The organism is Xanthobacter sp. 91 (genome assembly GCF_000702385.1).
Lineage (GTDB): Bacteria > Pseudomonadota > Alphaproteobacteria > Rhizobiales > Xanthobacteraceae > Xanthobacter > Xanthobacter aminoxidans.
This window is the reverse complement of record NZ_JNIB01000001.1, coordinates 2,083,868-2,101,074: the sequence shown is the minus strand read 5'-3', so window position 1 is coordinate 2,101,074 and position 17,207 is coordinate 2,083,868. Positions and strand designations below refer to the sequence as shown.

Sequence of the window (17,207 nt, the reverse complement as noted above, 5' to 3'; positions counted from 1 at the left end):
GGGTGAGGGGTATTCCCTCCCCCGCCCAGCGCCGGGATTGCGGCACCAACCCCCTCACCCCCAACCCCTCTCCCGCAAGGGGAGAGGGGAGCCGGGGCTCAGTGACCCTCGCCCATCATCCCCAGCGCCTTCGCGAAGAAGTCCGGCCCGCCGAAATTGCCGGACTTCAGCGCCAGCACCATGGGTTCGCCCGGCTGGCCCTCGGTGCGCAGCAAGGGCACGCCGGGGGCGATCTCGGGGCCGACAAGGAAGGCGGGGATCTTCAGCCGGTCCACGCTCGCCCCCGATGTCTCCCCGCCGGCCAGCACGAGGCGGCGCACGCCGGCCGCCACCAGCCCCTCGGAAATGGCCGCCGTGCCGTGCTCGACGGCGACGCCCGCCGCATGGCGGCCGAAACGGGCCTGCACCTCGGCCACCTGCTCGGGCGCTCCGCTCGCGGCGATCAGCACCGGCCCGGATGCGAGGCGCGACTTCGCCCACTCCAGCGCGGCGGCGACCTCCGCCTCGGGGTGGGTGACAAGCCGTTCGGCGGAGAGCCGCAGCACCGGCATCTGGCCTTCGGCGACGGCAATCTGCTCCAGCGTCGCCTTGGAGCAGCTGCCGGCAACGACCGCCGCATATCCGCCGATGCCGGCCGCCAGCGCCGCGCCATCACTCTCCCGCCGAAGCACCCGCCCGTCCGCGATCAGCGCCCGCGCCAGTCCAAGGCCGAGGCCCGAGGCGCCGGTGGACAGCGGCAGGGCCGCCGCCGCGATGCCCACCGCCTCCAGATCCCGGTCGAACACGGCATCGACAATGGCCGCCGTGCGCCCCTCCAGCGCCAGCTTTTCCAGCCGGGCGGACACCGCAGCAGCCCCCGCCGCCACATCCTTCAGCGGCACCAGCCCGACCCGGCCGACGCTCTGGCGGGCGAGCACGCGCTTCAGGTCCGAATCCGTCATGGGATTAAGGGGATGGTCCTTCAGCGGGCTCTCGTTCAGCGGCACGTCGCCGACGAAGAGGTGGCCCATGTAGACGGTGCGCCCGGTCTCCGGAAACGCTGGCGTCACCGGCACGATGGCGGCGCCGGTGGCGAGGCGCAGGGCGTCGGTGACGGGGCCGATATTGCCGTCGTCGGTGGAATCGAAAGTGGAGCAGACCTTGAACAGGATGTGGGACGCGCCCCGCCCCTTCAGCCACGCATAGGCCGCCAGCGACTGCGCCACCGCCTCGTCCGCCGGGATGGATCGGCTTTTCAGCGAGACCACCACCGCATCGGCATCGGGCAGCGCCAGCGCAGCGTCTGGCACGCCGATGGTCTGGACAGTGCGCACGCCCTCCTTTGACAGCGTGTTCGCGAGGTCGGAGGCGCCGGTGTAGTCGTCGGCGATGACGCCGAGGGTGAGGGGCATACGAAATCCCTTGGGCTGCTTCTGTTGGGGCGTGGGCCTTTTCGTCGGGCCTGCCTTAATCGTTTCGATTAGAGCGCCAAGCGACGCCACAGGGAAGAGCCCGCCCGAGGGAAGTGCCATCGGTGAGAGAACGAACCCGGAAAATCCGTCCGCGGCCGATTCGGTCACGCCCCGTTCCCGCTGCGTCCCCGCCGCCCGCTCCGGCCTGTGCCGGAACGGAACAGGTCGCGGCCGTCCTCAGCCCGAGTTGCGCAGGCCGGCCGAGATGCCGTTGATGGAGAGCTGGATGCCGTGCAGCACCTTGTCGTCGCCGGGGCTGGCGCGGTGCTGGCGCAGAAGCTCGACCTGCAGGTGGTTCAGCGGATCGAGATAGGGGAAGCGGTTGCGGATGGAGCGGTCCAGCAGCGGATTGCCTTCCAGCAGCTTCTGCTGGTCCATGATGGCGAGGAGATGCTTCAGCGTCAGCTCGTATTCCGCGCGGATGCGGCCGAAGATGGCGGTGCGCAGCTCCACGTCCGGCACCAGCTCGGCATAGCGCGAGGCAATGGCAAGGGAACTCTTCGCCAGCACCATGTCCATGTTGGACAGCAGCGTGCGGAAGAAGGGCCATTCGTGCTGCATGGCCTTGAGGAAGGAGAGGCCATAGTCCGGCCGGCGCGCCACGAACGCTTCCACCGCGGTGCCGAAGCCGTACCAGGCCGGCAGCATCAGCCGGCACTGCGCCCAGGAGAACACCCACGGAATCGCGCGCAGCTTCTCGATGGAGCGCGTCCGGGCCCGCGAGGCCGGGCGCGAGCCGATGTTCAGCGTGGCGATCTCATTGATCACGGTGGAGGACCAGAAATAGTCCTCGAAGCCCTCGGTCTCGTAGACGAGGTTGCGATAGGCGGCGAACGCCGTGTCCGAGATGTCCTCCATGGCAGTGAGGAATTCGGTGCGCGGCGCCTTGTATTGCGGTTGGAGCAGGGAGGCTTCCAGCGTCGCCGAGACGAGGATCTCGAGATTGCGCCGCCCCACGTCCGGGTTGGAATATTTGGAGGCGATGATCTCGCCCTGCTCGGTGATGCGGATCTGCCCGTTCACCGCACCGCCCGGCTGGGCGAGGATGGCGTCGTAGCTCGGCCCGCCGCCGCGTCCCACCGAGCCGCCGCGACCGTGAAACAGGCGCAGGCGCACATTGTGCGCGCCGAACACCTCAATGAGGCCGATCTCCGCCTTGTACAATTCCCAGCCGGAGGTGACGAAGCCGCCGTCCTTGTTGGAATCCGAATAGCCGAGCATCACCTCCTGCTCGGCGCCGCGGCTTGCCACCAGCTTGCGGTAGGCGGGAAGCGAGAAGGCGCGGTCCATCACCTTGGCGCAGGCCTTCAGGTCCGAGATGGTCTCGAACAGCGGGATGATGTTCACCGCGCTGGCGAGGCCGCCCGTTCCGTCGCTGGAGACGAGGCCGACTTCCTTCAGCAGCAACGCCACCTCCAGAAGATCGGAGACGCCTTCGGCCTTGGAGATGATGGCGTTGGGGATCACCTCCCGGCCCAGCGCATGGTGCGCGGCGGCCGCCTCGCGCAGGATGTCGAGTTCGGAACAGGTCTCGTCCGAATAGGCGATGAAGGGCGAGGCGAGCGGCCGGGGCGTCGCCAGCTCCTTCAGCAGCAGCGCGATGCGCGCCTCCTCGTCGAGGCCCGCATAGTTGGTGCCGGGCGCCGCCTTCTCCAGCAGCTCGGCCACGACGCGCTCGTGCACGTCCGAGTTCTGCCTGAGGTCGATGCAGGCGAGATGGAAGCCGAAGCAGTCCGCCGCCCGCCGCAGAAGCCGCAGCCGCCCCCGCGCCAGCACCTTCGATCCGTTCGCCACAAGCGAGTCGTGGATCACGTCGAGGTCGGCGCGGAACGCCTGCGCCGTGGCATAGGGCGCGAGGCCCTCGGCCGTCGCCAGCGGCTCGCCGCGCAGCTTGCGGGCGGTCTGGCGCAGGCGCTCCAGAACGTAGGCGAGGGCGAGGCGATAGGGCTCCTCGCGGTGCTCCTGCGAGCGGTCCGGAGAACGGGAGGCAAGTTCCGTCAGGGCGGCGGATACGGTCACGAGGCGCTGGGCGAGGGACAGTTCCGCCCCGAGCGCCACCAGCTCCTGCTCGTAATGGGCGAGGATGCGGTCGCGATGCAGGCGCACGGTCTCCTTCAGCACCTCGGCGGTGACGAAGGGGTTGCCGTCGCGGTCGCCGCCGATCCAGCTGCCGATGCGCAGGAAGGAGGGCAACTGCACCTCGTCCCCCGCCTCGGCGAGGCGGTCCTCGATGGCGCAATAGAGGCGCGGCACCTCGGTGAGGAAGGTGTAGTCGTAATAGGAGAGGCCGTTCGCCACCTCGTCCAGCACGGTCAGCTTGATGCGGCGGAGCAGGGCCGTCTGCCACAGGGTCAGCACCGCGCGGCGCAGGATTTCCTCGCCCTCGTCCCGCTCCCGCGGGGTGGGCACGACGCGCTCGCGGCGATCCAGCTCGGCGGCGATTTCCATCTCGCGGTTGAGCGTGCTCTTGCGCCGCACTTCGGTGGGGTGGGCGGTGAGTACCGGGCTCATGCGCGCGCCCGAGAAGAAATCCGCCAGCGCCTCGCGGCCGATCCCCATCTGCTCCGCACGGGAAAAGGCATAGGCCAGACTGCCCGCGCGCGGCGCCGAGCCGGCGATGGCATGGGCGCGGTTGCGGCGGATGTGGTGCTGGTCCTCGGCGATGTTGGCGAGGTGAGAAAAGTAGCTGAAGGCGCGGATGGTATCGAGGGAGCGGTCCGCGGGCAGTGCCCCCAGAAGGGTACCCAGTTCGTCGCGGGCCGCCTGATCGTCGTCGCGGTGGAAGCGGATGGACAATTGGCGGATGCGCTCCACGAGGTCGAACACCTCGTCGCCTTCCTGGTCGCGGACGGTGTCACCGAGAATGCGGCCCAGCAGCCGGATGTCGTCGCGCAGCGGCTGGTCCTTCACGTCCTCTGCGCGCGGCGCGATGCCGCTCGAAAGTGCCAAATTCGTCATCCGACTTCCCCCGGACTCGTCCGCTGCTGCGGCGCACGTCTCTTTCGACCTTAGTCTTAAGGAAATTGTGCAGGAGCGAAAGGCCGTTCCGGGCGAAGGTGATTTCACGCGCCGTGAAGACGGGCCTCGGCGGCGCGGGCGGCACCGGACATCACGGCGAAAATGCAGGAGAAGAAACGCTCGATCGCATCCCGCCCAAGCGGGGACAGGCAGCCGGTGCCACGCATCCCGCGCTCCACCAGCCCGCGCTCCTCGCTGAGCCGCAGCAGATCGAGCACATGGGCCCGCGACAGGTGGAAGCGGCGCGAGAGATTGGCGATGGACGGCGGCTCCTCGCCGTTGGATTCGGCGGTGAAGAGGGCGAGGAGCACCATCAGGCCGCCGTCGCGGTCCACCAGATCGGTCAGTTCCGGGGCGGCGGAAACGGGCCGGAAGCCGGAGAGGAAGGCCTCGCCCAGCAACACCGCGAGAACCCGCGTGAAGGCTGCGTCCGCGAGGCGGGGGGCGAGCCGGGCGAGTTCCGGATCCAGTGCCTTGCCGGCCTCGAACACGAGGCGCCACCGCCGGTGCTGGAGCGCGACGAGCTTCTCCTGCGGCATCAGCGGCTTCACCCGGCGATCCTCGGCCGGCGCCGCAGACGCCAGATAGCCGCCCCAGCGCATGAGTGCGAGCATCGCCTTCGCGCGGCCGCGGCTGCACAGGCCGGTGGAGGTGCACAGGGCGACGATCCGCGCCGCCGTGAGCCCTCCCCCCTCTTCCGGCGGCAGGGCATCCAGATAGAGCACCATGAGGCCGAACATGTTGCGGCCGCGATCACTGAGCACGCGGTTGAGCAGCCGGTTGCCGCTGTAGAGCGCGCTGATTTCGCCGACAAGCTGCGCCACCGCCCGCGGGAAGGCGGGATGGGCGATGATGGCGCCCCGCGCTTTGGCAATGCCTGCCGTGTCGAGCCAGTCCACGGCCGCCCCTGCCCGCACCGCCACCAGCCCCAGCACCCGCGCCTCCGACATATCGTCCCGCAACGTCTCGCCGCCAGTCGGGCCAAGAATCGCCATTGCGGTATTACAGGATGACGCCTAGCTGACCCGAAGTCACCTCGGCGCGATGTCAACCCGGGCGTCACGCACAGGTGTCTGTTAAGGATGCCGAGGCCGCCATGCGACTGCGCCTGCTGACACGTTCCGCTTTCCTCGCCGCCACCCTCGCCGCACTGCCGCCGGCCGCCGTCGTCACCCTCGCGACGACCGCCCCCGCCGGTGCCGTGGTCTATTGCAGGGCGGTCGGCGTTCCGAAGGGCTGCGTCGCCCGTCCCACCGCTCCTGCAGCGCGCGCTGCGGTTCATTGCACCCGACCCGGCTATCCCGCAGGCTGCGTGCCGGGTGCCGGAGCCCCCGGCGTCGGCGTCACCCCCGGCGTCGGCGTCGGTGCGCCCGGTGTCGGTGTTGCGCCCGGAGTCGGCGTGAATGCCGGCGGCCCGGTCAACCGCGTCGGCGTGCGCTGATCGCGTGCGTCCTGAAATTCACTGGAGGCAACATCCCATGAAGTCCCTGCTCTGCGCCGCCGCCCTGACCCTCGCCTGCGCCGCCCCCGCGCTCGCCGACAAGGCCGCGGCCGACCAGTGCGCCGCCGGCCTCGGCCCCGACGCCAAGGCCGTGTATGCCGCCGCCGCGCCCGGCTTTGCCAGCGCTGCCGATCCGCGTGCGCTCGTCACCGAGAAGACCAAGGCCTTGGTGCAGTCCGGCGCGCTCTCCATGAGCAACGCCCGCCCCGCCGCCGAGGCCGCCGGCGCCTGCCTCACCCAGCTGCGCTGAACCAGACCCGCCGTCGGCTCCAGGCGAGCCGGCGGCCTTTTCCTGCCTTCCAGGCCGGCGGCGTGTTGTTCCCGGAGCGCTTGCCCGAAGCGGCCGCGCGGGTCTAAGGCTGGCGTCTCCCCGCCAAGACCGACCGGCCCATGCCCCACACGCCCGACACCCTTCTCGCCTTCCTCGCGCAGAACGACATTTCCGGCACCACCTACGAGCATCCGCCCGTCCACACGGTGGCCGAGTCCCAGGCGCTGCGCGGCGACATTCCCGGCGCCCACACCAAGAACCTGTTCCTGCGCGACGGGAAGAAGACCTATTTCCTGCTGACGCTCGCCGAGGATACCCCGGTGAACCTCAAGGCGCTGCGCGGCCCGCTGGGGGCCAAGGGCTCGCTCTCCTTCGCCTCGCCCGAGGCACTCATGGAGCATCTCGGCATCCTGCCCGGCTCGGTGAGCGTGCTTGCGCTCGCCAACGATACCGAAGGCCAGGTCCGCTTCGCCATCGACGCCGCGCTCATGCGCGCCGACCTCGTGGGCTGCCACCCGCTCACCAACGCCCGCACCACCGTGCTCACGCCGGACGCCCTGCGCGCCTTTTTCCGCCTGACCGGCCACGAGGCGATGGAAGTTGAGATTCCGCCGGCCGGCGAGGCTTAAAGCCCCGCTCAGTTGGCGCAAGACTTCAATTCGCGCACGGCTTCAGTTGGCGCAGGGTTTCATGGCGCTCTCGTCGGAGCCGGCCTGCGCCAGCAGCGTTCGCAGATCGATGTCCTGGATCAACGTCACGAAATTGCCGCCCGGCTTCAGCCTGAGATAGGTGCTGAGCAGCAGCGGCCCGGCCGGCAGCGCGCTGCGCACGCATCCCTCCGCCGACACCGCGAGCGATCCGCTGGCGCGCCGCCCCTTCGCCAGCTCGTCCGATTTCAGCGCCAGCGCCTCGCTGCGCGCCGCCTCCAGCTTGCGCCGGCCCTCTTCGGTGAGACGGAACAGGGTGATGCGCATGCCCGCGCGCTCCTCTTCCTTGAGCGCCGCGAGGGCCTTCGGGTCCGTCTCCACCTCCAGCAACGCCTGGACGGTCGTCTTGCGGGCCTCATCCCCCTGGCGCCAGTAGGACATGACGACGAACGCCCCGCCGGGCACAGCCACGATCTCCTTGGGCGCGCGCACGGCCGCGCGCAGGACGGTCAGGTCCGCCGTTTCGAGATCGAGGGTGGCCAGCTGCGGCAGTGAGCTGATGGGCACATGGGAGCAGGCGCCAACCGACAGAACAAGCACCAGCAAGGCGAGCGCCCGCATGGGCCAGGCAGGGGCGAGAAAGAAACGCATCCGATCTCTCATTTTAGGTTGAATAATTACTGTTTTACGATAAAAAATGAATGCGTCAAGGAAAGGCCACTGATGTCCCCTCCGCCCCTCGACCCCAAACTCCATCGCGTGGTGCGCCTTGGGCGCGCCCTTTCGGTCGCAACCCTCGTGATCCTCCTGCTGCTGGTGGCATCCGGCCTCGGCATCTGGCTGTCGCCGGGGCTGGTGGAACGGGTGATCGTCCCGCGCATCGGCCTCGCTGGGCATCCCATCGCCCTCGATGGCGCGAGCCTCGCCGCCGGCCTCGCGATTTCCGCGATCCCGCTCGGCATCCTCGCCTATGGCCTGCTTCAGGTGCGCCAGATCTTCCGCGATTTCGGCCGCGGCGAACTCATCTCCGCATTGCTGGCGGTGCGGCTGGAGCGCTTCGGCGCGGCGGTGGCGCTCCAGGGCCTGATCGCCCCCTTCGTCGGGGCGGCGCTGAGCATCGCCCTCACCCTCAACAATCCGCCGGGCGCGCGCGCCATCGCCGTCTCAATCTCCAGCCACGACGTGGTGGCGGTGATCGTCGGCCTGCTCGTCATCGGGGTGGGGGCGGTCATGCGCGAGGCGGCGCGCATCGCCGAAGAAAACGCGAGCTTCGTCTGAGCGGGGAGGCTATGGGAGCACCATGCCCATCATCGTCAATCTCGACGTGATGCTGGCGCGCCGCAAGATGCGTTCGCGCGAGCTTGCCGAGCGCATCGGCATCACCGAGCAGAACGTCTCATTGCTCAAGTCCGGCAAGGTGCGCGGCGTGCGCTTCGACACGCTCGCCCGCATCTGCGAGACCCTCGGCTGCCAGCCCGGCGACATTCTGGAATATGTGCCGGGGAAAGAGGACGCGGACGAGGCGGCGGGAGATTAGAGCCCCGCGTCGCCCTCCGCCCGGGCGTCGTAGGCGGCCTGCGCCGCCAGCACCGCCTCCATGTTGCGCTCGGCCCAGTGGGCGATGGCCGCCACCGCGTCGGTCAGCGTCCGGCCGAGGGGGGTCAGCGCATACTCCACCGTGACCGGCACCGTGGGAAAGACCGCCCGCGAGAGGAGCCCGTCGCGCTCCAGCTTCTTCAGCGTCTGCGACAGCACCTTCTGCGAGATGCCCTTGATGTCCCGCCTGAGGTGATTGAACCGCACGGGGCCGTCGCGCAGCCGGTCGAGGATCAGCACCGCCCATTTGTCGGCGATGCGGTCCAGCACCATGCGCGTCGGGCATTGCGCCTCATAGACATCGAAGGGCCAGGGGAGACGGCAGCTCTCGGCGTCCCGCTCAGGCGGTTCTGCGGTTTCCCGGAAGTGACCATGTGAGTTCAAGGTGCTCTCTTTTGGGCTCGCTCGACCAGGAGTATGTATCCGATCGGAAGCTGGTTTCCAATGGAAACCTATCTTGGATGCCCGCGCCACCGTGCGCCGGCGAGCAGGAGAGCGATCATGACGGGTCAGATTCTGGTTTTCGCGGCCAACGGCAATGTGGGCCAGCCGCTGGTGCAGGCCCTTCTGTCCAAGGGCGAGCAGGTGAAGGCGGCCTCCCGTTCGGGCAAGGCCGCGGGCGGCGCGCAGGGCGTGGCGCTCGACATGGACGATCCCTCCACCTTCGCGACGGCCTTCGCCGGCGTGGACCGGCTCTTCCTGCTGGCGCCCACCGGCTCCCTCGACATCACCGGGCGCCTCCTGCCCGTGATCGAGGCCGCGGCTGGCCGCAAGGTAAAGGTGGTGCTGATGACCGCGCTCGGCGTGGATGCGGACGATGCCATCCCCTACCGGCAGATGGAACTGGCGCTGGAGCGCTCGGGCACGCCGTTCGTGATCCTGCGGCCGAACTGGTTCGCGGACAATTTCCACACCTTCTGGAAGGCCGGCATCGACCACGGCGTGATCGCCGTTCCCGCGGCGGAGGGAAAGACGAGCTTCATCGACGCCCGCGACATCGCCGAAAGCGCGGCGGCCGCCCTGACCACGGATCGCTTCGATGCGCGCGCCTTCAACCTCACCGGCCCCGAGGCGCTGACCTATGGCGAGGCGGCGGCCATCCTCGCGCGGGTGACGGGCAAGCCCATCGCCTACACGCCGGTGAGCGACGATGCCTTCGTCGGCATCCTCACGGGGGCGGGCGTGCCGGAGCCCTATGCGCGCTTCCTCGCCACGCTCTTCCACCCCGTCCGCGAGGGCTGGACGGCGCGCGTCACCGCCGATGTGGAGACCCTGACGGGCCATGCGCCGCGTTCGCTCACCACCTATGCGCAGGACAATGCCGCGCGGCTCGCCTGAGCCGCGTCACAGGTCCATGCGGTAGCGGACAAAATCGTCCGCCGCGACGAAGCTGTCGTAGAGCCGGCGGGCGGGATTGTCCTGCCGTGTGTGCCAGTAAAGGCTGGACCAGCCCCTCTCCTTGCCCATGCGGACGAGATCCGCGATCAGCGCCCGGCCGATCCCGCCACCGCGGCAGGCGGGATCCACGAACAGGTCTTCCAGATAGCAGACGGGATTGGCGACCCAGGTGCCCTCATGCAGGATGCTGATGGAGAAGCCCACCGGCGCGCTGCCGCGCCGCGCGATGCGGCCGATGATCGGCACCTCAGGGTCGAGGATGCGCGCCCAGGTGCGGGCGGTGATGTCCGCCCCCACCTCGGTCTCGTAGAAGGCATTGTAGCCCGCCCAGAGGCGACGCCATGCGGCCTCGTCCTGCGGCTGGGCGTCGGCGATCAGCAGGGCCACATCCGTGCCCGGCCGCTCAGTTGCCGCCGTCCAGCAGGCGGCGGGCGATAACCTGCGCCTGGATCTCCGCCGCGCCCTCGAAGATGTTGAGGATGCGCGCGTCGCACAGGATGCGCGACACCGGATATTCCAGCGCGAAGCCGTTGCCGCCGTGGATCTGCAAGGCGTTGTCCGCCGCCGCCCAGGCGACGCGGGCGCCGAGCAGCTTGGACATGCCGGCCTCGAGATCGGTGCGGCGGCCTTCATCCTTGGCGCGGGCGGCGAAGTAGGTGATCTGGCGGGCGATCATGGTCTCCACCGCCATCATCACGATCTTGTCGGCGACGCGGGGGAAGTTGATGAGCGACTTGCCGAACTGGATGCGCTCCTGCGCATATTTCAGGCCCACCTCCATGGCCGCCTGGGCCACGCCCACGGCGCGGGCGGCGGTCTGGATGCGGGCGCTCTCGAAGGTGGTCATGAGCTGCTTGAAGCCCTGCCCCTCCTCGCCGCCGAGCAGGTTCTTCGCCGGCACGGTGAAGCCGTCGAAGCCGATCTCGTATTCCTTCATGCCGCGATAGCCGAGCACCTCGATCTCGCCGCCGGTCATGCCCTCGGCGGGGAACGGGTTCTCGTCGGAGCCGCGCGGCTTTTCGGCGAGCAGGATGGAGAGGCCCTTGTAGCCGGGCTCGGCCGGATTGGTGCGCACCAAGAGGGTCATGATGTCGGCGCGGACCGGATGGGTGATCCAGGTCTTGTTGCCGTTGACCTTGTAGACGTCTCCCTCCTTCACCGCGCGGGTGCGGAGCGAAGCGAGGTCCGAGCCGGTGTTGGGCTCGGTGAATACGGCGGTGGGCAGGATCTCGCCAGAGGCGATCTTGGGCAGGAAGTGGCCCTTCTGCTCATCCGTGCCGCCGGCGAGGATCAGCTCCGCCGCGATCTCCGAGCGGGTGCCCAGCGAGCCGACGCCGATATAGCCGCGCGACAACTCCTCTGTGACCACGCACATGGCCTCCTTCGGCAGGCCGAGGCCGCCGAACTCCTCGGGGATGGTGAGGCCGAACACGCCCATCTCCGAGAGCTGGGAGATGATCTCCAGCGGGATGTACTCGTTCTTCAGGTGCCACTCGTGGGCGTAGGGGGCGACTTCCGCCTCCACGAAGCGATGCATCTCGGTGCGCATCGCCTCCGTGGTCTCGTCGAGGCCCGCCTCGCCGATGGTGCCGGCGAGGTGCGCGTCGCGGATGATGTCGGCGAGCGCGGCGCGGCTGGCCGCCGTGTTGCCGTTCTCCACCAGCGCCGCGATGGCGGGCTCGGCGGCCAGCGCCGCAATGGTCGCGCCGGAGACGTAGAGATCGGGGAGCCGGACGATCTCGCCCTGGCTCATGGGAATGCCGCCGAGGATCTGCGCGACGTACTCGCCGAGGCCGATCTGCACGATCAGCTTCTCGGTGTCGCCGAACTTGCCCATCTCGGTCAGACGGTCGGCATAGTGCACCAGCTCGCGCACGGAGAAGACGTAGGTCGCGAGCCACGCGAGGCCGTGGGTGGCGCGCTGCTCCTTCTCCAGCAGGGCGGAAGAGATGCGCCCGCCGTCCGTCACCTTGGCCTTCACCAGGGAGGTCGCCTCGGCCAGCAGCTTCTCCAGGCTGTCGGTCGCGACACGCCCGAGCGCCACGGCGTCGAATTCCCCGGTGGGCACGGACTGAACGGCGGCGCTGGCGGACATGAACTCTCCCCTTTGATTGTGCATTGCGCAATTGACCTATCCTTGCCCCGGAACCGGGCCAAGGCAACGCCTGATTACGAAAGCCGGGATCGGCCCGGATCAGACACCGCACCGCAAATGGTGCGGCGCATGCGCCTTGATACGGCATCCGCCGCCACGGTCGATCCGACTTTCGCCGTGAGGGGACCGAGCGGAAGCCGGCCGTCAGGGCGTCTCGCTTTGCACCTCGGCGAGGCGGGCGGTGAGCTCCTCGAGGTTCTCGCGCATGTGGACGCAGGCCGAGACCGCCGAGAACAGGGCCGTCAACGTCTCCGAGCCCACCGCACCGAAGGCGCCCTGGGTATTCAGCTCCTCCACCCGCGCCTCCAGCGCCGCCACGGCCGCGCTGGCCGCATCGGCACGGGTGGCAAGGTCGGCAACGGGCAGGCCGTCCAGCCGGTCGGCGATGGCTGACATCTGGGCGGAGAGCGTCGTCGTCGCGGCCGTGAGAGCCGCAGAGACGAGGCCGGCGACGGGCTCGTCCAGCGGCCGGTCGGCGTTGCGCAGCAGGATGATGGCGGAATGCCACAGTCGCCGGGCGCCGCGCACGACAGGCGCGGGATCGGTCTGGGTGGTCAGGCGACCGGCCTGCTCCGCCCGCACCTCCACGAGGCGCAGGTCGGCCGCGCGCAAGGCGAGACGCGCCCCGGCGTTGAGCCGGTCGATGACCGATGGATCGATCCCCTGCCCCAGCAGGCCGTCGCGTCCGAGGTCCAGCAGCCGCGCGGTCAGCCGCAGCGCCTTGGCGCAGTGGGGAAACAGCTTCCCCAGCGCCCGCTCGGGCAGGATGAGAATGGCGCACAGGAGGCCCACCGCCCCGCCCAGCGTGATCTCCGCCACCCGCGTCAGCCCCGCAAGCCATGGCGCGACATCGCCCGGATGGGCCAGCATGACGATGATGACCGTCACCGGCGCCAACTTGAAGCTGGGCGAGCGGGCGGCCATGGCCGCAGCGATGAACAGCGCCAGCGACAGCACCACCAGCGTTTGGATCTGGGAGGGTCCGGCCACCATCGCCCCCGCGACGCCGACGACGCCGCCCGCCAGCGTTCCCAGCGCCCGGTCGATGGCCACCGACAGGCTGGCGCCCAATGTCGCCTGCACCACGAGCACGGCCGTGAGCACCGCCCAATAGCCGTTGGGCAGGGAGAACTGCTCCGCCAGAAGATAGGTGACGATGCCGGCGATGGTGGCCCGAAGCGCGAGCTTGAGATGGGCGAGGGCGATGACCTTGCCCAGCCGATCCCGCAGCGTGGGAACGCCCGATGCGGCTTCCGGCGTTGCATCCAAAGACTCGGCCTGCGAAGGCCCGGCGGCCGGGGATTCAGCCGGTGGCGGTTCAGCCGGGGAATTGGGCTGGCGCGGCATGGGAAATCTCGGCGGGTCCGGACGCCGGATCAGATGGCGCCGTGTCCTCGCTGTCTAGCCGAAGGGGCCGGCCGCCACCAGCCGGACGGTGGACGGGCACGGCCGGCGCTTGCCATTCCGGCCGGAAAGCCCGATTTGACTTGAAACGGGAGACCACATGCTGCGGCGCATCTACCATATCGTTCTGGATGCGTTCTGGACGTTCTCCGCCGACGACGGCTGGGCGATCGCCAGCCATATCGCCTTGTCCGCGCTCATGTCCCTGTTCCCGTTCCTCATCTTCGTCACCGCGCTGGCCGGCTTCCTAGACCTGCGCCCGCTGGCGCAGGAGACCATCCAGCTCATCCTGGAGACCTGGCCGGAGCAGGTGGCCGGGCCCATCTCCCGCGAAATCTACAACGTGGTGAACCAGGTGCGCACCGATGTGCTCACCTATGGCGTCGTCCTCGCCCTCTATTTCTCCTCCAATGGCATCGAAAGCCTGCGCATCGGCCTCAACCGCGCCTATGGCATGAAGGAGATGCGCGCCTGGTACTGGCTCCGGCTGGAATCCATCGGCTACGTGCTGATCGCCTCCGCCGCCATGCTGGCCCTCTCCTTCCTCGTGGTGCTGGGGCCGCTGCTGTGGCAGACGGCGGTGGCGCAGGTGCCTGCGCTGGCGCCCTTTTCCCGCGTCATCACCCTGCTGCGCTTCGGGGCCACCTCCATCATTCTGGTGGTGTCCCTGCTGGTGGCGCACCTGTGGCTGCCGGCGGGACGGCGCAAGCTCGCCGAGGTCGCCCCCGGCATTCTGGTGACGCTCGTCATGTGGCTGGTCGCCGCCACCGCCTTCGGCTTCTATCTGGCGGAATTCCCGGCCAACTATGTCACCACCTATGCCGGCCTCGCCTCGGTGATGATCGCGCTGGTCTTCCTCTACCTCACCGCTTCCATCTTCGTGTTCGGCGGCGAACTCAACGCCGCCATCAAGCGCGCCTTCTCGCCCCCCTCCTCCATCGAGGAGCCCGAGGCGATGAAGGCGCTGTCCTGAGGCCGCCATGCGCGCGCTCCTGCCCGAGCCGCGGCCGGACGGCCGCCAGTCGGAGACCGCAAGGGCGGTCCAACGCGGGGTGCTGCGCCATCTGGCGCTGGCCGGCATGGCCGGGCTGCCGGAATTCTCGCTGGTGAGCGGAAGGCGGGCCGACATCCTCGCCATGGGGCCGAAGGGCGAGATCACCATCATCGAGATCAAGTCGTCGGTGATCGACTTCCGCACCGATGCCAAATGGCACGAATACCGGGATTTCTGCGACCGGCTGATGTTCGCGGTGCCGATGGACTTCCCCGTCGAGATTCTGCCCGAGGAAACCGGCCTGTTCGTCGCCGACGCCTTCGGCGCCGAATGCCTCAGGCCTGCGCCGCTCCATCCTTTGCCGGCCGCGACACGCAAGGCGCTGACCCTGCGTTTCGCCCGCGCCGCCGCGACGCGGCTCGCTGTGCTCTACGACCCGGACCTGCTGCGCGCGGACATGTAGGGATTGCAGTCACGCCACCGATGGGTCACGCCGCTGGTGCGTCGCGCCAGCCGGGCGGGAGGCCGAAGGCGCTGGAGAAGCCGCGTTCCCCAGCCGGAGACAGGCGCAGCGCGCGGCTGTCCGTCGCGCGGTGCACCCATCCAAGATCCAGCGCCCGATCCAGCAGCGCCGCGCCCAGACGGCCGGCGAGATGGGGCCGGCGCTCGCTCCAGTCGAGGCAGGTGCGGCAGAGCGGCCGCCGGCCCTTGGCCCCGTCGTCGAGCGCGACGCCGAAATCACAGAGGAGGCGGCGGCCCGTATCCGTTACCAGTCCGGCACCGTCGGTGAGGATCACGTGGCCGTTGGCGCGGAGGCCGTCGGCGAGGGCCACGGCAAGGCGGCCGGCCATGTGGTCGTAGCAGGTGCGGGCAAGCCGCAGCGCGGCATCTCTGGGACCGATGGGACGATGGCGCTTCGGCCCACCCGCCGCGACGGTCATCAAAGCGTGGAGCGCCTGCGCCACATCCGCCGAGGCGAGGCGGTAGTAGCGGTGGCGCCCCTGCTTCTCCACCTTGACCAATTCCGCTTCGGCGAGGCGCGCCAGATGGCCGCTCGTGGTCTGCGGCGTTACTCCGGCGTGATGCGCCAGTTCGCCCGCCGTCAGCGCCTGCCCGCCCATCAATGCCGAGAGGATGTTGGCGCGCGCCACGTCGCCGATCAGGCGGGCGACCTCGGCAACGGTATTTCCCGAAACCATGTTCGACATGCCGGAAAGCTAGCCGCCCGCGCCGCCCGCGTCACCGCCGGATGCTTCGGCCCCGGCCGAAGCATGCCCGCGCTTTCCCCCGCTAGAGAGGCCGTGGAATGTTGAGTGAGGGACGCGATCACAATGGCCGGCAGGACACGCTTCGGTATCGAGTTGCTTTTGCTTCTGGTGCTCTCGACGCTCTGGGGTGCGTCCTACACCTTCATCAAGGTCGGGGTGGAAACCATCCCGCCGCTGACCTTCATCGCTGCCCGGACCCTGATCGCCGGAGCCCTCCTCGCGGTCATTCTTCGGCTGCGCGGCATGCGGCTGCCGCAGGATCGGGCCACCTGGGCGCGCTTCCTGTTCCAGGCCGGGCTGAACAGCGTCGTGCCGTTCACCCTGATCGCCTGGGCCGAGCAGACCGTGGACGCGGGCGTCGCCACCATCCTCAACGCCACCTCCCCCATCTTCGCCTTCCTGCTGACGGCCCTCGTGACCCGGCATGAAGCCGTGACCGCCCGCAAGCTCCTCGGCGTTGCGGCAGGTCTTGCGGGGACGGGCTTCATCGTCGGCTTCGGGGCTCTGGAGGGATTTGGCCAGCAAGTGTGGGCCCAGCTCGCCATCGTCGCGGCGACGGTCTGCTATGCCGGCGGCGGGCTCCCTGCTCTGCGGCGCGGCGGTGCTCCTGCCGGTCAGCATCGCGGTGGACCGGCCCTGGACGCTGGCACCGAGCGCCGGCTCCCTCGTCGCGCTGGGGCTGCTGTCGGTCTTCTCGACCGCGCTCGCGTTCGTCATCTATTTCCGGCTGGTGCGGACGCTCGGCTCCATCGGCACCACGGCGCAGGCCTATCTCAGGGTGCCCATCGGCGCGGCGATCGGCGTCCTGTGCCTTGGCGAGACGCTGGCACCGGACGCCTGGATCGGCCTCGCCTGCGTCGTTGCGGGTGTCGTCGCCATGACGTGGCCGACGCGCAAGACGGCGTGACGGCAAAGACCCGCTCTTGCCGAGCGGGCTCCGCTAGCGCGGCGCCCTTTTGGCCAGAATTCGCTGCAGGGTGCGGCGGTGCATGGAGAGGCGGCGGGCGGTCTCGGAGACGTTGCGGCCGCACAATTCATACACCCGCTGGATGTGTTCCCAGCGCACCCGGTCCGCCGACATGGGGTTCTCGGGCGGGGTGGGCTTGTGATCGGCATTGGCGAGCAGCGCCGCCACCACGTCGTCCGCATCGGCGGGCTTGGCGAGATAGTCCACGGCACCGAGCTTCACGGCCGTGACGGCTGTGGCGATGTTGCCGTAGCCGGTGAGGACGATGGCGCGGGCACCGGGGCGGTGCTTCTTGAGCGCGGAGATGACGTCGAGACCGGTACCGTCGCCGAGCCGCATGTCCACCACCGCATAAGCGGGGGCCGAAGTTTCGACGCGGGCGAGGCCGTCCGCCACCGTCTCGGCGGTGGCCACCTCGAAGCCGCGGGCCTCCATGGCCCGTGCGAGGCGCTGGAGGAAGGACCGATCATCGTCGACGATCAGAACCGACCGGTCGTCCCCCACCTCAGGCATCTCGTTCATCGCGTCTTCCTCAAT

18 protein-coding genes and 1 pseudogene are annotated in these 17,207 nt (G+C 69.3%); 9 read left to right on the top strand and 10 right to left on the bottom strand.

Going from position 1 to position 17,207, the window contains the following annotated elements; genetic code table 11:
- Positions 1-98: 98 nt before the first annotated feature.
- The 3 genes from otnK to A37E_RS0110000 form a co-directional block, all read right to left on the bottom strand.
- Positions 99-1,391 (bottom strand): 3-oxo-tetronate kinase, encoded by a 1,293-nt coding sequence (gene otnK, locus A37E_RS0110010; RefSeq protein WP_029556454.1) that lies wholly within the window; start codon positions 1,389-1,391, stop codon positions 99-101.
- Positions 1,392-1,628: 237 nt separating this feature from the next.
- The gene (gene ppc / locus A37E_RS0110005; RefSeq protein WP_029556453.1) at positions 1,629-4,409 is read right to left on the bottom strand and encodes a phosphoenolpyruvate carboxylase; all 2,781 of its coding nucleotides are present in this window, start codon (positions 4,407-4,409) and stop codon (positions 1,629-1,631) included.
- 104 nt (positions 4,410-4,513) lie between these two features.
- Entirely contained in the window at positions 4,514-5,464 is a 951-nt protein-coding gene (locus A37E_RS0110000; RefSeq protein ID WP_156026277.1) for a hypothetical protein, read from the bottom strand.
- A 101-nt stretch (positions 5,465-5,565) separates the two neighbouring features.
- Here A37E_RS0110000 and A37E_RS0109995 point away from each other — a divergent pair, with 101 nt between their 5' ends.
- The 3 genes from A37E_RS0109995 to A37E_RS0109985 all read left to right on the top strand — a co-directional run bounded on the left by A37E_RS0109995 (position 5,566) and on the right by A37E_RS0109985 (position 6,870).
- Positions 5,566-5,910: a hypothetical protein gene (locus A37E_RS0109995; RefSeq protein ID WP_029556451.1), complete on the top strand. Its 345-nt coding sequence runs from the start codon at positions 5,566-5,568 to the stop codon at positions 5,908-5,910.
- A 37-nt stretch (positions 5,911-5,947) separates the two neighbouring features.
- Positions 5,948-6,220 carry a hypothetical protein gene (locus tag A37E_RS0109990; protein WP_029556450.1) on the top strand — a complete coding sequence of 91 codons (273 nt, stop codon included), beginning with the start codon at positions 5,948-5,950 and terminating at the stop codon, positions 6,218-6,220.
- Between the two features lie 140 nt (positions 6,221-6,360).
- Positions 6,361-6,870 carry a prolyl-tRNA synthetase associated domain-containing protein gene (locus A37E_RS0109985; RefSeq protein WP_029556449.1) on the top strand — a complete coding sequence of 170 codons (510 nt, stop codon included), beginning with the start codon at positions 6,361-6,363 and terminating at the stop codon, positions 6,868-6,870.
- A 42-nt stretch (positions 6,871-6,912) separates the two neighbouring features.
- On the opposite strand, the gene A37E_RS0109980 is transcribed toward A37E_RS0109985, so the two are convergent.
- Positions 6,913-7,539, bottom strand: coding sequence for a hypothetical protein (locus tag A37E_RS0109980; protein WP_029556448.1), 627 nt, complete (start codon positions 7,537-7,539; stop codon positions 6,913-6,915).
- Positions 7,540-7,611: 72 nt separating this feature from the next.
- Between A37E_RS0109980 and A37E_RS0109975 the strand changes: the two genes are divergently transcribed.
- Complete coding sequence (locus A37E_RS0109975; protein WP_029556447.1) at positions 7,612-8,166, top strand: DUF2975 domain-containing protein; 555 nt, start codon at positions 7,612-7,614, stop codon at positions 8,164-8,166.
- Positions 8,167-8,188: 22 nt separating this feature from the next.
- Entirely contained in the window at positions 8,189-8,425 is a 237-nt protein-coding gene (locus tag A37E_RS0109970; RefSeq protein ID WP_029556446.1) for a helix-turn-helix transcriptional regulator, read from the top strand.
- Here the strand turns inward: A37E_RS0109970 and A37E_RS0109965 are convergent.
- Complete coding sequence (locus tag A37E_RS0109965; protein ID WP_051678914.1) at positions 8,422-8,757, bottom strand: helix-turn-helix domain-containing protein; 336 nt, start codon at positions 8,755-8,757, stop codon at positions 8,422-8,424. The two genes, A37E_RS0109970 and A37E_RS0109965, sit on opposite strands and share 4 nt — an antisense overlap.
- Positions 8,758-8,985: 228 nt before the next feature.
- Here A37E_RS0109965 and A37E_RS0109960 point away from each other — a divergent pair, with 228 nt between their 5' ends.
- A complete protein-coding gene (locus tag A37E_RS0109960) occupies positions 8,986-9,822 on the top strand; it encodes an SDR family oxidoreductase (protein ID WP_029556444.1) in 837 nt (278 codons plus the stop codon).
- Between the two features lie 6 nt (positions 9,823-9,828).
- On the opposite strand, the gene A37E_RS0109955 is transcribed toward A37E_RS0109960, so the two are convergent.
- The 3 genes from A37E_RS0109955 to A37E_RS25905 all read right to left on the bottom strand — a co-directional run bounded on the left by A37E_RS0109955 (position 9,829) and on the right by A37E_RS25905 (position 13,306).
- A complete protein-coding gene (locus A37E_RS0109955; RefSeq protein WP_197022952.1) occupies positions 9,829-10,269 on the bottom strand; it encodes a GNAT family N-acetyltransferase in 441 nt (146 codons plus the stop codon).
- Between the two features lie 16 nt (positions 10,270-10,285).
- Positions 10,286-11,977 (bottom strand): acyl-CoA dehydrogenase family protein, encoded by a 1,692-nt coding sequence (locus tag A37E_RS0109950; RefSeq protein ID WP_029556442.1) that lies wholly within the window; start codon positions 11,975-11,977, stop codon positions 10,286-10,288.
- Between the two features lie 204 nt (positions 11,978-12,181).
- Positions 12,182-13,306: an FUSC family protein gene (locus A37E_RS25905; RefSeq protein WP_051678913.1), complete on the bottom strand. Its 1,125-nt coding sequence runs from the start codon at positions 13,304-13,306 to the stop codon at positions 12,182-12,184.
- Positions 13,307-13,541: 235 nt separating this feature from the next.
- On the opposite strand from A37E_RS25905, the gene A37E_RS0109940 reads away from it, so the two are divergent.
- Positions 13,542-14,414 carry a YihY/virulence factor BrkB family protein gene (locus tag A37E_RS0109940; RefSeq protein WP_029556440.1) on the top strand — a complete coding sequence of 291 codons (873 nt, stop codon included), beginning with the start codon at positions 13,542-13,544 and terminating at the stop codon, positions 14,412-14,414.
- 7 nt (positions 14,415-14,421) lie between these two features.
- The gene (locus A37E_RS0109935) at positions 14,422-14,898 is read left to right on the top strand and encodes an MmcB family DNA repair protein (protein ID WP_029556439.1); all 477 of its coding nucleotides are present in this window, start codon (positions 14,422-14,424) and stop codon (positions 14,896-14,898) included.
- 25 nt (positions 14,899-14,923) lie between these two features.
- Here A37E_RS0109935 and A37E_RS0109930 read toward each other — a convergent pair whose 3' ends face one another.
- A complete protein-coding gene (locus tag A37E_RS0109930) occupies positions 14,924-15,634 on the bottom strand; it encodes a helix-turn-helix domain-containing protein (RefSeq protein WP_029556438.1) in 711 nt (236 codons plus the stop codon).
- 132 nt (positions 15,635-15,766) lie between these two features.
- Here A37E_RS0109930 and A37E_RS25275 point away from each other — a divergent pair.
- Positions 15,767-16,610, top strand: a pseudogene (locus A37E_RS25275) (EamA family transporter).
- 33 nt (positions 16,611-16,643) lie between these two features.
- On the opposite strand, the gene A37E_RS0109920 reads toward A37E_RS25275, so the two are convergent.
- Entirely contained in the window at positions 16,644-17,192 is a 549-nt protein-coding gene (locus tag A37E_RS0109920) for an ActR/PrrA/RegA family redox response regulator transcription factor (protein WP_024281303.1), read from the bottom strand.
- Positions 17,193-17,207: the final 15 nt, after the last annotated feature.

Bases quoted from the DNA above. Each gene is read 5' to 3' on its own strand.
- A37E_RS0110000 (WP_156026277.1), bottom strand. From the start codon at position 5,464: ATGGCGATTCTTGGCCCGACTGGCGGCGAGACGTTGCGGGACGATATG.
- A37E_RS0109985 (WP_029556449.1), top strand. From the start codon at position 6,361: ATGCCCCACACGCCCGACACCCTTCTCGCCTTCCTCGCGCAGAACGAC.
- A37E_RS0109980 (WP_029556448.1), bottom strand. From the start codon at position 7,539: ATGCGTTTCTTTCTCGCCCCTGCCTGGCCCATGCGGGCGCTCGCCTTG.
- A37E_RS0109950 (WP_029556442.1), bottom strand. From the start codon at position 11,977: ATGTCCGCCAGCGCCGCCGTTCAGTCCGTGCCCACCGGGGAATTCGAC.
- A37E_RS0109995 (WP_029556451.1), top strand. From the start codon at position 5,566: ATGCGACTGCGCCTGCTGACACGTTCCGCTTTCCTCGCCGCCACCCTC.
- A37E_RS0109960 (WP_029556444.1), top strand. From the start codon at position 8,986: ATGACGGGTCAGATTCTGGTTTTCGCGGCCAACGGCAATGTGGGCCAG.
- A37E_RS0109965 (WP_051678914.1), bottom strand. From the start codon at position 8,757: ATGGTGCTGGACCGCATCGCCGACAAATGGGCGGTGCTGATCCTCGAC.
- A37E_RS0109920 (WP_024281303.1), bottom strand. From the start codon at position 17,192: ATGAACGAGATGCCTGAGGTGGGGGACGACCGGTCGGTTCTGATCGTC.
- ppc (WP_029556453.1), bottom strand. From the start codon at position 4,409: ATGACGAATTTGGCACTTTCGAGCGGCATCGCGCCGCGCGCAGAGGAC.
- A37E_RS0109935 (WP_029556439.1), top strand. From the start codon at position 14,422: ATGCGCGCGCTCCTGCCCGAGCCGCGGCCGGACGGCCGCCAGTCGGAG.
- A37E_RS0109975 (WP_029556447.1), top strand. From the start codon at position 7,612: ATGTCCCCTCCGCCCCTCGACCCCAAACTCCATCGCGTGGTGCGCCTT.
- A37E_RS0109940 (WP_029556440.1), top strand. From the start codon at position 13,542: ATGCTGCGGCGCATCTACCATATCGTTCTGGATGCGTTCTGGACGTTC.
- otnK (WP_029556454.1), bottom strand. From the start codon at position 1,391: ATGCCCCTCACCCTCGGCGTCATCGCCGACGACTACACCGGCGCCTCC.
- A37E_RS0109990 (WP_029556450.1), top strand. From the start codon at position 5,948: ATGAAGTCCCTGCTCTGCGCCGCCGCCCTGACCCTCGCCTGCGCCGCC.
- A37E_RS0109970 (WP_029556446.1), top strand. From the start codon at position 8,189: ATGCCCATCATCGTCAATCTCGACGTGATGCTGGCGCGCCGCAAGATG.
- A37E_RS0109930 (WP_029556438.1), bottom strand. From the start codon at position 15,634: ATGGTTTCGGGAAATACCGTTGCCGAGGTCGCCCGCCTGATCGGCGAC.